We start from the raw sequence: 13,429 nt of genomic DNA, 5'->3' as shown, positions 1-13,429 counted from the left end.
TCAACCTCCCCGCTCAGCCGTGCATGTTGATCACCGTCTGGGTGATCTTGTCGTCGGTGGAGATCATCTGCGCGTTCGCCTGGTAGTTGCGCTGCGCCTTGATCATGTTGACCAGCTCGGCGGTGAGGTCGACGTTGGAGGCTTCCAGCGCGCCCGACTGGATCTCGCCGAGGTTGCCGGTGCCGGCGGTGCCGCGCACCGCCTGGCCGGACTGGAAGGTCTCGCCCCAACTGGTGTTGCCGAGCTGCTGCAGCGCCTGCGGATCGGCGAACGAGGCCAGCGCCACCTGGCCGAGCGCGCTCGACTGGCCGTTGGAGAAGCGCGCGGAGACCACGCCGTCGGAACCCACCTCGATGCCGCTCAGGCGGCCGGTGGCGTAGCCGTCCTGCTGGATGCCGGTGACCGAGAACGCGTTGCCGTACTGCGTGGCGTTGCTGAAGTTGAGGGTCAGCGCCAGCGGCGCCGCGCCGGGGTTGACCGTCTGCGCGGGAAACGCCACCTGCCCGTTCGCCGGCGACTGCAGCGCGCCGTTCTGGCTGAACACCACCTGCTGCGCCGGGCCGGCGGCGTTGCCGTCGAGGTAGAGGTGCGTGTCCCAGGTGTTGTTGGCGGCGTCCTTGACGAAGTACAGCGTGGCGGTGTGCGTCGCCCCCAGCGAGTCGTACACGGTGAATGCGGTGGACTGGTTGAAGCTGGTCGGATCGGCCGGGTTGAACGTCGCCGTCGCCGGCGGCGTGGCGTCGGCCGGCAGGTTGAGCTGCAGCTGCGCGCTGGTCGAGGCCTTCGGCGCGCTCTGCGAAGTGATCAGCTGCAGGTCCTTCAGGGTGCTGATGTCGAAGCCGCCGGCCGCGGTCGGCGGATACACCTGCAGGCGCTCGCCCTGCGGATTGACCACGAAGCCGTCGCGGTCGGGGTGGAACGTGCCGGCGCGCGTGTAGGCGAGACCGGAACTGCTGCGCACGGTGAAGAAGCCCTTGCCGGAGATCGCGAGGTCCAGGCTGTTGTTGGTGTACTCGATGTTGCCCTGGCCGAACTGCTGCGCCACCGCGGCGACGCGCACGCCGTTGCCGATGGCGGTGGCGCTGACGTCCTGCGCGGACACCGCGAACAGGTCGGCGAACTCCGCGCGCGACTGCTTGAAGCCGGTGGTGTTGACGTTGGCGATGTTGTTGGCGGTGACCTCGAGGTCGGACGACGCCGCGTTGAGGCCGCTGAGCGAAATGTTGAACGGCATGACTGTTCCCCCTTGGGATCACATGATCTGTTGGACCTTGTCCAGCGTGGTCGTGCCGACGCCGTCCACCTGCAGCACCGGCGCGCTGCCGGGAGCGCCCACGCTGACGCCGGACACCTTGCCGGCCAGCAGCGTGTCGGTCGCCTGCGGCTTGCCGCCGTTCCAAACTTCCGCGCTCACCTTGTAGGCGCCGGCGGGCGCCGCGGCGCCGCGGTCGTCCTTGCCGTCCCAGGCGAACGCGGCGAGGCCGGCGGGCTGCGCGCCGAGGTTCAAGGTGCGCACCAGCTGGCCGGAAGCGTCGGTGATCTTCACCACCACCGTGCCGCCGTCCTTGACGGCGACGCCGCCGCCGAGCGTGCCGCCGGCGGCAAGCGTCGCGCCGCCGGCGGGCACCATCACCTCGCGGCCGACCAGCGTCGCCGCCTGCAGCACCTGCGCGCCGGACAGCTGCTGCGCCAGCGCGCTGAACGAGGCCTGCATCTGCTGGATGCCGGCGACCGCGCTGAACTGCGACATCTGCGTGACGAACGCGGTGGGATCCTGCGGCTGCGTCGGATCCTGGTTCTGGAACTGCGTGATCATCAGCTTCAGGAAGTCGTCCTGGCCGAGCATGTTGTTGTTGGCAGTGGGCGTCGCCAGCGCGGCGTTCAGCGAGTTGCCGATCGTGGTCAAGTCGGTCACGGACGTCTCCTCACTTGCCGAGGTCGAGGGTCTTCAGCGCCAATTGCTTGGCGTTGTTCATCACCTCGACGTCGTTCTGGTAGGCGCGCGAGGCCGAGATCATGTTCACCAACTCGTCGACCGGGTTGACGTTCGGCGTGTAGACCATGCCGTCGGCGTCGGCCAGCGGATTGCCGGGCTCGTAGCGGCTGCCGATCGGCGCCTGGCTCTCGGTGACGCCGACGACGCGCACGCCGCTGGTTTCGGCGTCGCGGCCGAGGCCGTTCCGGATCGCGGCGAACACCGGCTCGCGCGCGCGGTAGGTGGTCGCCGGGCTGGAGCCGACGCTGTCGGCGTTGGCCAGGTTCGACGCGGTGGTGTTGAGGCGCACCGACTGCGCGGCCATGCCGCTGGCGGCGGTATCGAAGATGCGGAACAGCGAGGACATGTTCAGCCGCCTCCGCTGATGGCGGTGCGCAGCATGCGGATCTGCGCGGTGATGAAGGTCAGGCTGGCCTGGTAGCGCACGCTGTTCTCCGCGTACGCCGCCTGCTCCACCTGCGCGTCGACGGTGTTGCCGTCCAGCGACGGCTGCAGCGGCACGCGGTACTTCAGCGCGGCGCCGCCGACGGCCTCGCCGCCCGGCGAAGCGAGATGCCCGGCCTCGGTGGCGGCGAGCGCAAGCCCGCCGCCGGCTTCGCCGGATTGCGCGGCCAGCGCGCTGCGGAAATCGATGTCGCGCGCGCGGTAGCCCGGCGTGTCGGCATTGGCCAGGTTCGACGCCAGCACTTCCGCGCGCCGCTGCCACAGGCTCAAGGCCTGCGTGTGGATGCCGAACAGTGGATCGTTGCCGTTGCTCATCGCCCGCTCCCGCGAAAGGGATCGACGGGCTGCCGGCAGCAAGGAGCGTGCCACGCATGCCGCGCGCCGCGCGGCGCGGGCTGCAGGCCGCGCCGCGCAAGGCCTGGCGCGGCGCGCGGCAAGATCTTGCCGCCGCCGCCGGCAGCGCGCGGCCGCGCCAGCGTCGGAAAACCGACGCGCCGTTCAGTGCGCCGCGGCGCCGGCCCGCTGCAGCAGCTCCAGCACGCTCGCCGCCAGCAGGTCGGGCTGGAACTTGGCGATGAAGCGGTCGGCGCCGACGTTGCGCACCATGGCCTCGTTGAAGCCGCCGCTCAGCGAGGAATGCAACACCACCTTCAGCGGCGCCAGCGCCGCGTCCTCGCGGATCGCGCGCGTCAGCGCGTAGCCGTCCAGCGCCGGCATCTCGATGTCGGAGATCACCAGCGCGATGCGCTCGGCGGGCGGCAGCGCGGCCTGTTCGCGCAGCATCGCCAGCGCCTCGCGGCCGTCGTGCGCGACCACGCACTCGATCTCCATCTGCTTCAGCACTTCGACCAGCTGGCGCCGCGCCACCGCGGAGTCGTCGGCGACCAGCACGCGACCGCGCGCGCCGGCGCGCTGCGCGGCGTCGCGCAGCCGCGGCGACACCTCGGCCTGCGTGCCGTTGACCTCGGCGAGGATCTGCTCGACGTCGATCACCGCCACCAGCGCGCCGTCGATGCGCGTCACCGCGCTGACGCGCGCGCCATAGCCGAGGCCGTGGCCGGGAGCCTCCAGCGCGGCGCCGTCGCAGTGCACGATGCGCTCGACGTCGCGCACCAGGAACGCCTGCACCGAGCGGCTGAACTCGCTGACGATCAGGTGCGCCTCGGCGGGAGCAGCCAGCGGCGGATAGTTCATCGCCCGCACCAGGTCGATCACCGGAATGGTGCGGCCGCGATAGTCGAACGCGCCGGCGATCAGCTCGTGCATGGTCGGCAGCCGCGCCAGCGGCGGACAACGCAACACCTCGCGCACCTTGAACACGTTGATGGCGAAGCGCGGCCCGCCGTCGAGGCGGAACAGCAGCATCGCCGCGCGGTTGTGCCCGGCGAGACGGGTGAAACGGTCGACGCTGTCCAGCAGGGCAGTGGCCATGCGCATGCGGTTCGTGGCGGATGCCCGGTTATCGGCGGCGCGGCGACGGGCTTGAGCGGCGCGGAGGTGAATCGGGCCGGGGAATGGGAAGTGGGGCAAAGACGCCATCGTGGTCTGCGTCGCCGCGCATGGCTGCCGCATCGAGGCACGCGGCTGCGCACGGCTTCGCACCAGCCCTCTCCCGCCCGCGGCTCCCTACTTCCCGCCCCCAAAAAGTGGCACACGTCTTGCTTCCTCAAGTTTCGCCGCTTCGGCGCGATCTGTAAGTCCGAATCCCTGCCAGCACGAGCCCATCGATGAGCCTCCTGTTCAGTCAGCACGTCCACGCCCTCGCCGCCGCCGCCGCCGCCGGCGACCGCGAACGCGTCGCCGCGCTCGCCCGGCGGCATCCGGCCGCCGCACGCGCGCTGGCGCCGGCGCTGGCGGCACTGGCGGAAGGCGCGCCGCAGGCCGGCGCCGCCGTGCTGCACGGCGCGCGCGCGCTGGAGCAGCAGGGCATCGCGCTGAACACCGCGCGCGTGCTGGCGCGCGCGTTGAACGAGATGGGCGCGAGCCTGGAAAGCTGCCGGCAGGGCGTCGGCAATTTGACGGTCGCCGCGACCGCGGCCGCGCACGGCGCGCGCGAGGCCGAGGTCGCCGCCGCGCGCGTGCGCGGCGGCATCGCGCGCGGCGTCGAGGCGGTGTCGGCGCTGGACGGCCAGCATCGCCTGCTGCGCAGCGCGCTGTCCGGCATGAGCCAGGCGCACGCGCAGTTCGCCGATTTCTCCGCCGAGATCCGCCGCCTCACCGCGGCGGTGCAGGAAATCGCGCACCAGACCAACCTGGTGGCGCTGAACGCGGCGATCGAGGCGGCGCGCGCCGGCGAGGCCGGACGCGGCTTCGCCGTGGTCGCCGACGAGGTCAAGCAGCTCGCCGAGAAGACCGCGCAGGCGACCGCGGAAATCGAGGCGGTCACCACCACCATGGGCGAATTCTCCGGTCAGCTCGACCAGGCGGTCGACGACGGCCTGCGCCAGCTGGACCAGGCCGGCGCCAGCGCGAGCGCCGCCGCGGCGGCGCTGGGCGACGCCGACGCGGCCGCCTGCGAGGGCGGCGCCAAGCTCGCCGCCGTCGCCGAAGCCGCGGGCGGTGCGCGCCAGCGCACGGATGCCGCGGCGGAAGCGCTGGCCGCGCTGGCGCGCAGGCTCGAGGAAGCGCGCCGGCAGTCGGAGTCGCTGATCCGCAGCGTGCTGCTGGCGCATCGCCTGAACGTCACCCGCCTCGGCGCCGACGGCGCCGCCGACGCGGCCACCGTCAGCCACGCCATCCGCGAGGCCAGCCAGGGCCTGCGCTACGCGCTCGAGCTGGCCGCGCAGGATCCCGACACGCTCGACCTGCGCTGGCTGGAGACGGAACAGCCGGGCGAGCAGATCGCGCGCTGGATCGAGCGGCTGACGCGCACGCGCGGCCCGCATCCGGCGCTGCAGACGCTGACCGACGCCGGCCGCCGTTACGCCGCGCGCAGCGCGGAGCTGGCCGGCATGATCGCCGCCGGCCGCGCCGGCGAGGCGCGCAGCGCCCTGCACGAACTCGATCCCGAACTCGAACGCATCAGCCAGAGCCTCGCCACGCTGGCGATGGGAGAGGCGGCGTGACGCCGCGCGCGCGCCTCGCGCCGCTGCTGGCCGCGGCGATCGCCGTCGCGGCGCAGGCCGAAGGCGTGCAGCCGCTCGACAGCCTGCAGCGCGCGGCCGAAGCCTGCGTGCGCGAGCACGCCGCGCCGGCCGATGCCCGCGTCACGGTGCGCGCCGCCGCGCCGGACGCGCGCCTGCGCCTCGCCGCCTGCGGCGCGCCGCTCGAGGCCACGCTGCCGGGCGGCCGCATCAACGGCACGCGCGCCAGCGTCGCCGTGCGCTGCGCGGGGCCGCAGGCGTGGACGCTGTTCGTGCCGGTCGAGGTGCACGTCTACCGCAAGGTGCTGGTCGGCGCGCGCGCGCTGGCGCGCGGCGAGACCGTCGGCGCCGCCGACGTGCGCGCCGAGGAGCGCGACGTCGCCCTGCTCGGCTACGGCTATCTCACCGACCCGGCCGAGCTGGCCGGGCGGCAGTTGCTGCGGCCGCTGCGCGCCGGCAGCGTGCTGACGCCGGCCGCGCTGGCGGCGCCGACGCTGGTGCGCCGCGGCGAGCAGGTCACCCTGCTGGCCGGCGGCGGCGCGCTGGAGGTGCGCGCGAGCGGCACGGCGCTGGAAAACGGCGGCGCGGGCGCGCAGGTGCGCGTGCGCAACGCCGGTTCCGGCCGCATCGTGCAGGGCGTGGTGCAGGCGGCCGGCACGGTCGCGGTGCTGCCCTGAAGGGGGCGCGCGGCGGGGCCTAAAGTTTCCCGGCGGCGCGCCGATACAACCTGTGACAGATCGAAAAACGGGCGGAAGGCCACTCGCATGGACAACAAGATCGCTCCCCGGCTGCCCTTGCAGCCGCAGCCGCGCGACAACCGCCCCGGCGGCGGCGCCGGCAGCGCCGCCGCGACCGGCGCCGATGCCGCCCGCTCCGGCGCGGACAGCGTGCAGCTGACCGATTCGGCGCGCGCCCTGCAGCGCACCGAGCAGGCACGCGCCGACGGCGCCCCGGTGGACGCGGCGCGCGTCGAACGCCTGCGCCGGGCGGTGGCCGACGGCAACTACCAGGTCGACGCGACGCGCATCGCCGGCAAGCTGCTGGCGCTGGAGCAGCAGGTCGGCGGGAAGTCCTGACATGGACCTCTCCGCCGAGCTGACGCACACGCTCGCGCTGGTGGTCGAGGAGATCGCCGGCACCGCCGGCCGGCTGCTGGCCGAACTGGAGAGCGAGCGCGACGCGCTGCTGGCCGGCGACGACGCCGCGCTGGACGCCGCCGGCGCCGCCAAGGACGCGCACGTGCGCCAGCTCGAAATGCTGGAAGCCGAGCGCGTGCACCTCGCCGCGCAGATCACCGGCGGCGGCTTCGGCCTGGCGGCGATGCAGGCCGGTCTGGCCCGCGATCCGGCCACGCTGGCGCGCTGGCGGGACACGCTCGAGCTGCTGGCGCGCTGCCGCGAGCTGAATCGGCAGAACGGCGCGGTGGTGGACGTGAAGCTGCGCCAGGTGCGCCAGGCGCTGCACCTGCTGACCGGCGAATCGCCCGAGCCCGGGCTGTACGGCCCGCGCGGCGACAGCGCGGCGACGCGAAGCCCGCACACCCTCGCCAAGGCCTGAAGCGGCCGGCTGCCGGATGCCGCCGACCGTGATCACCGCCGGCCACGAAATCCAGGCGATGCTGACGAGACTGATCGCCGAACGCACGCCGCTGTCCGTGTTCCTGCCGGAAGCGGGCGCGCCGTTCGGCAGCCTGCTGCTCGGCCTCGACGCCGCGCGCCGGCAGCTGCTGGCGGATGCGCTGCACCCCGCCGACGGCCACCGCCGCGCCGCGCCCGGCCTGCCGCTGCACGTGGTCACGCGCCTGCAGGGCATCGAACTGCGCTTCCGCACGCGCATCGACGCGGTCGGGGACGACGCCTACCGCCTCGCGCTGCCGCGCGAGCTCGACTACCGCCAGCGCCGCCGCGCCTACCGCACGCGCGTGCCGGCCGCCTATGCGATCGGCGCGCGCCTGCACGCCGACGCGGGCGAGCCGCGCCGCGCCAGCCTGGTCGACATCTCCATCGAAGGCGTCGCGCTCGGCATGCGCACCGCGGACGCGCCCGCGCCCGGCGCCTGCATGCGCTGCGCGATCGATCTGCCGGTGGGCACGCTGGAAGCGATGCTGGAGATCCGCAGCGTGCGTTGCGAGCCGTCGGCGCCGGGCGCGTGCAGCGTCGGCGCCAGCTTCGCCGGCCTCGGCCACGAACAACAGCGTCTGCTCGGGCGCTTCACCGCGCTGCTGCAACGCCGCCTGCTGCGCGCGCGCCGCCAGACGTCCCCATGAACCCGCACCACGGAAGACCGCCGCCATGCCGCAACCGAACGCCGCCCCTGCCGCTCCCGCCGCCCCCGTCATGCTGGTCGCGCGCCAGCCGATCCTCGACCGCGAGCAGAAGCTGCTGGGTTACGAGCTGCTGTTCCGCGCGCAGGCGGAGGACCGGGAAGCGCGCATCACCAACCGCGACGCCGCCACCGCGCGCGTGCTGCTGCACGCGTTCGTCGACTTCGGCATCAAGCGCCTGGTCGGCGAAAGCCTGGCCTTCGTCAACCTCACCCGCAACCTGCTGCTGAATCACCAGCACCTGCCGAGTTCCGGCAAGCAGGTCGGGCTGGAGATCCTCGAGGGCCAGAAGTTCGACGCCGAGCTGGTCGAGGCGGTGCGCACGCTGGCCGGGCGCGGCTACACCATCGTGCTGGACGACTTCGCCTTCGGCGACGGCGGCCCGGCGTTGGAGGCGCTGCTGGGGCTGGCGCACATGGTCAAGCTCGACGTGCTGGCGCACGACGCCGAGAGCCTGGCGGCGACGGTGCAGCGGCTGCGCCGCCATCCGCTCAAGCTGGTCGCGGAGAAGGTGCAGACGCGCGAGCAGTACGAGCGCTGCCTGGCGCTCGGCTTCGACTACTTCCAGGGCTACTACCTGCTGCGCCCGGAGAACGTCGCCGAGGCCACGCTGGGCGAGAGCCGCATCAACGTGATGCGCCTGCTGGCGGCGATCGAGAACCCCGCCACCGGCCCGGACGAGCTGGACGCGGTGATCCGCAACGACGCCGTGCTGAGCTACAAGCTGCTGCGCCTGGTCAACTCGGCCTACTTCGCGCTGCCGATCAAGGTGAAGTCGATCCTGCACGCGATCGTCTATCTCGGTCTCGGCCGCGTGCGCGGCTGGGTGCGCATGCTGGCGCTGGCCGGTCTCGAGGACCGCCCGGCGGAGCTGCTGAAGACGGCGCTGGTGCGCGCGCGCATGTGCGAGCAGCTGGCCGCGCGCATGTCGCGCGAGCGCCAGGAGATGGCCTTCACCGTCGGCCTGTTCTCGCTGCTGGACGCGCTGATGAACGCGCCGATGGAGACGCTGTTCGACAAGCTGCCGCTGCCCGAGGAAGTGCGCGCGGCGGTGCAGCGCGGCGAAGGTCCGCTGGCGCCGCTGCTGGACGAAGCGCTGGCCTGCGAGCGCGCCGAATGGGACCGCCTCGCCGAGGGCGGCGCACACGCCGAGCGCCTGGCCCACGCCTACCTGTCCGCGGTGGAGTGGGCCGAGCAGGTCTACGGTTTCGCCGGCGCGCAGGCCGCCGCGGCCTGAGCCGGCGGGCGCCGCCGGGCCGCGCCCGCGCCGGCGCCGCTTTGTGCCGGCGCGGTGCCGGATTCCGCGCGCACGTCTCTGCTAGCATCGCGGCGTTTCGCCTGGAGCCGGCATGGACGGTCACCGCATTGTTCCCAGCGCGCGCCTCGCCGAGGTGCGCTATGAAATCCGCGGCGCGTTGGCGCTGCGCGCGCGCGAACTGGAGGCGCAGGGCCGCGCGATCCTCAAGCTCAACATCGGCAATCCGGCGCGCTTCGGATTCCGCACGCCGGCGCACCTCGCCGCGGCGGTCGCCGCGCATCTCGCCGACAGCGAAGGCTACGGCCACGAGCTGGGCCTGGAGGAAGCGCGCGAGGCGATCGCGGCGCAGCAGCGCGCGCGCGGCGTCGCCGGCATCGATGTCGAACGCGTGTTCGTCGGCAACGGCGTCAGCGAGCTGATCGACCTCTCGTTGCGCGCGCTGCTCGAACCCGGCGACGAGGTGCTGCTGCCCAGCCCGGATTATCCGCTATGGAGCGCGGCGACGATCCTCAACGGCGGCCGCCCGCGCTACTACGCCTGCCCGGCCGCGCGCGGCCATCTGCCGGACGCGGACGAGATCGCGGCGCTGGTCACGCCGCGCACGCGCGCGCTGGTGCTGATCAATCCGAACAATCCCACCGGCGCGGTGTACCCGCGCGCGCTGCTGCAGCGCATCGTCGAAGTGGCCGCGCGCCACCGCCTGCTGCTGCTCGGCGACGAGATCTACGACGGCATCCTCTACGACGGCCCCGCGTTCGCGCCGCTGGCGCCGCTGGCCGGCGAGTTGCCGTGCCTTTCCTTCGGCGGCCTGTCCAAGGTGCACCGCGCCTGCGGCTACCGCGTCGGCTGGATGACGCTGTCCGGCAGCGGCGCGCGCGTCGCCGCGCTGCACGACGCGCTGCGCCTGCTGGCCGCGCTGCGCCTGTGCGGCAACATGCCGGCGCAATGGGCGGTGCGGCCGGCGCTCGAGGGCCCCGACACCATCGGCGCGCTGACCGCAGCGGGCGGTCGCCTGCACGCGGCGCGGCAGGCCGTGCTGGACGGCGTCGCCGCCAGTCGTTTCCTCGAGCTGGTGGCGCCGCAGGGCGCGCTGTACGCGTTCCCGTCGGTGCGCGCGGACGCGCTGCCGGCGTTCGACGACGGCGCGTTCGCGCTGCGCCTGCTGGAAGAGGAAGGCGTGCTGCTGGTGCCGGGCTCGAGCTTCAACCTCGCCGGCAGCCGGCATCTGCGCCTGACCCTCTTGCCGCAGCCGCACGAACTCGCCGAGGTGTGCGTGCGCATCGAGCGCGTGCTGGCACGCGCGGCCGACGAGCAGGGGGCGCGGTCCGCGCGCCGCGCCGCGCATGGCTGAGCCGCGCCTGCTCGCGCTGGGCGACTCCTACACCATCGGCGAAGGCGTCGAGCCCGTCGGCCGCTGGCCGATGCAGCTCGCCGCGCGCCTGCGCGCAGAAGGTTTCGCCGTCGCCGACCCCGAGATCGTCGCCACCACCGGCTGGACCACCGACGAGCTGGCCGCGGCGATGGACGCCGCCGCGTTCGCCCCGCCCTACGCGCTGGTCACGCTGCTGATCGGCGTCAACAACCAGTACCGCGGCCGCGATCTCGACGCATACCGCGGCGAATTCCGCGCGCTGCTGGCGCGCGCGATCGCGCTGGCCGGCGGCGACGCGCGGCGCGCGCTGGTGGTGTCGATTCCCGACTGGGGCGTGACGCCGTTCGCGCGCGCGCAGGGCCGCGACGCCGCCGCGATCGCCGCGGCGATCGACGCCTTCAACGCGGTCAACCGCGCCGAGGCGGCGACGCAGGGCGCGGTCTGGCTCGACGTCACCGACCTCTCGCGCGACCGCGGCGACAGCGCGGCGATGCTCGCCGCCGACGGCCTGCATCCCTCGGCCGCGCAGTACGCGCGCTGGGTCGAGCGCATCCTGCCGGCGGCGCGGCGCGCGCTGGCGCAACCGCGCTGAAACCTGGCCGCCATCCGGCGGTGACCTGACGCGGCGACACTGGCGCCCCGGTCGAACCGGGGAAGCGCCGCATGGCTCCGTTCCGCTGCCGCAGCGTGTTCATCTCCGACGTGCATCTCGGCACGCCGGACTGCAAGGCCGGCTACCTGCTCGATTTCCTGCGCCGCCTGCGCTGCGAGCAGTTGTACCTGGTCGGCGACATCGTCGATCTGGAGGCGCTGGCGCGGCGGCCGTGGTGGCATCCCGACCACGGCGCCGTGCTGGCCGAGCTGCTCGATCTCGCCGCGCGCGGCACGCGCGTCGTCTACATTCCCGGCAACCACGACGCGCCGCTGCGCGGCCTCGCCGGCCAGCGCCTCGGCGGCATCGAGATCGCGCTGGACGCCGTGCACGTCGGCGCCGACGGCCGCCGCTACCGCGTCAGCCACGGCGACGAATACGACCCCGAGCACCTCGGCCGCGCCTGGGTGCTGCAACTCGGCGAGGCGATGCGACGCGCGCTGTGCTGGACCAATCGCGGCTTCAACGCGCTGCGCCGGCGCCTCGACCTGCCCTACCTGCCGCTGTCGATCGTGGTGAAGTCGCACGTCGGCAGGGCGCTGGCCTACATCCGCGCCTTCGAGGCGCGCGTCGCCGCCGCTGCGCGCGACGGCGGCTACGACGGCCACATCTGCGGCCACATCCACTTCGGCCACGTGCGCGCGATCGACGGCGCGCTCTACCTCAACGACGGCGACTGGGTCGAGCACTGCACGGCGCTGGTGGAGGACGCGGCCGGCGCGATGGAGCTGGTGCACTGGAGCGAGCAGCAGACCGCGCTCGGTCGCGCCAGCCGCGAGCTGGTGCTGCCCTCGCCCGCCGCCGCGCTCGCCTTCGCGCCGCTGGCGCGCGTGCGGCGCAGCCTCTCCGGGCTGCGGCCGGCGGCCTGAGCGCGGCGCGCGGGCCCGCGCGGTACAATGGCGGCCCTTCCGCCCCGGATTCCGCCATGTCCCTCGACCCCGCCGTCCGCGCCCGCATCGAGACCGTGCTCAAGCAGCACCGTGTCGTGTTGTTCATGAAGGGCACGCGCCTGCAGCCGCAGTGCGGCTTCTCCGCCGCCGCCGCCAACGTGCTGAACGAGGTGCTGGCGGACTACCACACGGTCAACGTGCTGGAGGATCCGGAGATCCGCGAGGGCATCAAGGCCTACGGCAACTGGCCGACGATCCCGCAGTTGTACGTCGAGGGCGAGCTGGTCGGCGGCGCCGACATCGTGCGCGCGATGTACGCCAGCGGCGAGCTGCACGCGCTGTTCGGCGCCGCGCCGCCGGACCGCACGCCGCCGGAAATCACCATCACCGACGCGGCCGCCGAAGCGATCCGCGCCGGCACCGCCGACGCCGACGGCCTGGCGCTGCATCTCGAGATCGGCCCCGACCACAGCGCCGGTTTCCAGCTGGCGCCGGCCGGCGAGCACGACATCGTGGTCGTCGCCAACGGCATCGAGGTGCACTTCGATCCGGGCAGCGCGCAGCGCGCGCGCGGCATCAGGATCGACTGGGTGGAGACGATGCAGGGCGCCGGCCTGTCGCTCAGCTTCCCCGGCGCCGGCGGCGTCAAGCCGATGGACGTGGCCGAGCTGCAGCGCCGCCTGAACGCGCGCAGCGTCACCCTGGTCGACGTGCGCCCGGCACCGGCGCGCGCCATCGCCGCGTTCCCGGCCGCCGGCGTGCGCATCCTCGAGGAGGAAGGCTACGAGGCGCTGGCCGCGCTGCCCAAGGACACGCCGCTGGCCTTCCTCTGCCACCACGGCAACTCCAGCCGCAGCGTCGCCGAGCGCTTCGCCGCGCACGGCTTCACCGAGGTCTACAACGTCGAAGGCGGCATCGACGCCTGGTCGGCGCGGATCGATCCGTCGGTGCCGCGGTATTGAGCGGGACTTGAAACCCGGGAAAAGCAGATACGGGCAATCGCGCAGGTCGGGTTGCGCGGAGCGAAAGCCGACGCACTCCGCGGGCATCGCCGCCCCGAATCAGCCGGGGCAGCGGTACGCCTTGCCGCGCACGGAAAGCGTCGAGGTGTTGTAGACGCCGGTCCAGACGACGTGGGTGGCGCCGAGCCGGGCGGCCTGCGCGCGCGCTTGCTGGCGCGCGTGCTGGTCGGCGAACGCGGCGGCGGCGCCGGTCCAGCGCGGCGTGCCGCCGACCTCGCCGAGGTAGCGGCACGCGCTCACCGCGGCGGCATCGGCATCGGTCACCGTGCCGGGAGCCTGCGGCGGCGCGCTGGCGCAGCCGGCGAGGGCGGCGCCGAGCGCGGTCGTCGTGATCCATCGCTTCATGTCCCCTCCCCCCGTCGCGTCGGCCGCCGCCGCGGCGCGGCGAC

Annotated in this window: 16 protein-coding genes; 10 read left to right on the top strand and 6 right to left on the bottom strand. The window is 73.7% G+C overall.

What is annotated here, in order from left to right:
- Window positions 1–13: 13 nt before the first annotated feature.
- From flgE to MBSD_RS02750, 5 genes are all read right to left on the bottom strand, one after another.
- Window positions 14–1,234 carry a flagellar hook protein FlgE gene (gene flgE / locus MBSD_RS02770; RefSeq protein ID WP_062534843.1) on the bottom strand — a complete coding sequence of 407 codons (1,221 nt, stop codon included), beginning with the start codon at window positions 1,232–1,234 and terminating at the stop codon, window positions 14–16.
- Window positions 1,235–1,252: 18 nt separating this feature from the next.
- Entirely contained in the window at window positions 1,253–1,915 is a 663-nt protein-coding gene (locus tag MBSD_RS02765; protein WP_062534841.1) for a flagellar hook assembly protein FlgD, read from the bottom strand.
- A 10-nt stretch (window positions 1,916–1,925) separates the two neighbouring features.
- Entirely contained in the window at window positions 1,926–2,342 is a 417-nt protein-coding gene (gene flgC / locus MBSD_RS02760; RefSeq protein WP_062534839.1) for a flagellar basal body rod protein FlgC, read from the bottom strand.
- 2 nt (window positions 2,343–2,344) lie between these two features.
- Window positions 2,345–2,755, bottom strand: coding sequence for a flagellar basal body rod protein FlgB (flgB, locus tag MBSD_RS02755; RefSeq protein ID WP_062534837.1), 411 nt, complete (start codon window positions 2,753–2,755; stop codon window positions 2,345–2,347).
- Window positions 2,756–2,938: 183 nt separating this feature from the next.
- Window positions 2,939–3,871: a chemotaxis protein gene (locus tag MBSD_RS02750; RefSeq protein WP_062534884.1), complete on the bottom strand. Its 933-nt coding sequence runs from the start codon at window positions 3,869–3,871 to the stop codon at window positions 2,939–2,941.
- Between the two features lie 296 nt (window positions 3,872–4,167).
- Here MBSD_RS02750 and MBSD_RS15570 point away from each other — a divergent pair, with 296 nt between their 5' ends.
- The 10 genes from MBSD_RS15570 (at window position 4,168) to grxD (ending at window position 12,980) form a co-directional block, all read left to right on the top strand.
- A complete protein-coding gene (locus MBSD_RS15570) occupies window positions 4,168–5,505 on the top strand; it encodes a methyl-accepting chemotaxis protein (protein WP_062534835.1) in 1,338 nt (445 codons plus the stop codon).
- A complete protein-coding gene (gene flgA / locus MBSD_RS02740; RefSeq protein WP_062534833.1) occupies window positions 5,502–6,200 on the top strand; it encodes a flagellar basal body P-ring formation chaperone FlgA in 699 nt (232 codons plus the stop codon). The genes MBSD_RS15570 and flgA overlap by 4 nt, the downstream gene beginning before the upstream one ends.
- Window positions 6,201–6,287: 87 nt before the next feature.
- Entirely contained in the window at window positions 6,288–6,599 is a 312-nt protein-coding gene (flgM, locus tag MBSD_RS02735; RefSeq protein ID WP_062534831.1) for a flagellar biosynthesis anti-sigma factor FlgM, read from the top strand.
- Window position 6,600: 1 nt separating this feature from the next.
- The gene (locus MBSD_RS02730) at window positions 6,601–7,080 is read left to right on the top strand and encodes a flagella synthesis protein FlgN (RefSeq protein WP_062534829.1); all 480 of its coding nucleotides are present in this window, start codon (window positions 6,601–6,603) and stop codon (window positions 7,078–7,080) included.
- A 16-nt stretch (window positions 7,081–7,096) separates the two neighbouring features.
- Window positions 7,097–7,789, top strand: coding sequence for a flagellar regulator YcgR PilZN domain-containing protein (locus MBSD_RS02725; RefSeq protein WP_062534827.1), 693 nt, complete (start codon window positions 7,097–7,099; stop codon window positions 7,787–7,789).
- Between the two features lie 25 nt (window positions 7,790–7,814).
- Window positions 7,815–9,083, top strand: a complete 1,269-nt coding sequence (locus MBSD_RS02720; RefSeq protein WP_082306439.1) for an EAL and HDOD domain-containing protein — start codon at window positions 7,815–7,817, stop codon at window positions 9,081–9,083.
- A 112-nt stretch (window positions 9,084–9,195) separates the two neighbouring features.
- Window positions 9,196–10,455 carry an aminotransferase class I/II-fold pyridoxal phosphate-dependent enzyme gene (locus MBSD_RS02715; protein ID WP_062534824.1) on the top strand — a complete coding sequence of 420 codons (1,260 nt, stop codon included), beginning with the start codon at window positions 9,196–9,198 and terminating at the stop codon, window positions 10,453–10,455.
- A complete protein-coding gene (locus MBSD_RS02710; RefSeq protein WP_062534822.1) occupies window positions 10,448–11,068 on the top strand; it encodes an SGNH/GDSL hydrolase family protein in 621 nt (206 codons plus the stop codon). Before MBSD_RS02715 ends, MBSD_RS02710 begins: the two co-directional genes overlap by 8 nt.
- 71 nt (window positions 11,069–11,139) lie before the next feature.
- Entirely contained in the window at window positions 11,140–11,997 is an 858-nt protein-coding gene (locus MBSD_RS02705) for a UDP-2,3-diacylglucosamine diphosphatase (protein ID WP_062534820.1), read from the top strand.
- A gap of 56 nt (window positions 11,998–12,053) precedes the next feature.
- Window positions 12,054–12,980, top strand: coding sequence for a Grx4 family monothiol glutaredoxin (gene grxD / locus MBSD_RS02700; protein ID WP_062534818.1), 927 nt, complete (start codon window positions 12,054–12,056; stop codon window positions 12,978–12,980).
- A 99-nt stretch (window positions 12,981–13,079) separates the two neighbouring features.
- Here grxD and MBSD_RS02695 read toward each other — a convergent pair whose 3' ends face one another.
- Window positions 13,080–13,385 (bottom strand): hypothetical protein, encoded by a 306-nt coding sequence (locus MBSD_RS02695; RefSeq protein ID WP_062534816.1) that lies wholly within the window; start codon window positions 13,383–13,385, stop codon window positions 13,080–13,082.
- Window positions 13,386–13,429 lie beyond the last annotated feature (44 nt).

Origin of the sequence: Mizugakiibacter sediminis (assembly GCF_000953855.2) — a bacterium.
Classification (GTDB): domain Bacteria; phylum Pseudomonadota; class Gammaproteobacteria; order Xanthomonadales; family Rhodanobacteraceae; genus Mizugakiibacter; species Mizugakiibacter sediminis.
This window is presented reverse-complemented; position numbering and strand designations above follow the sequence as displayed.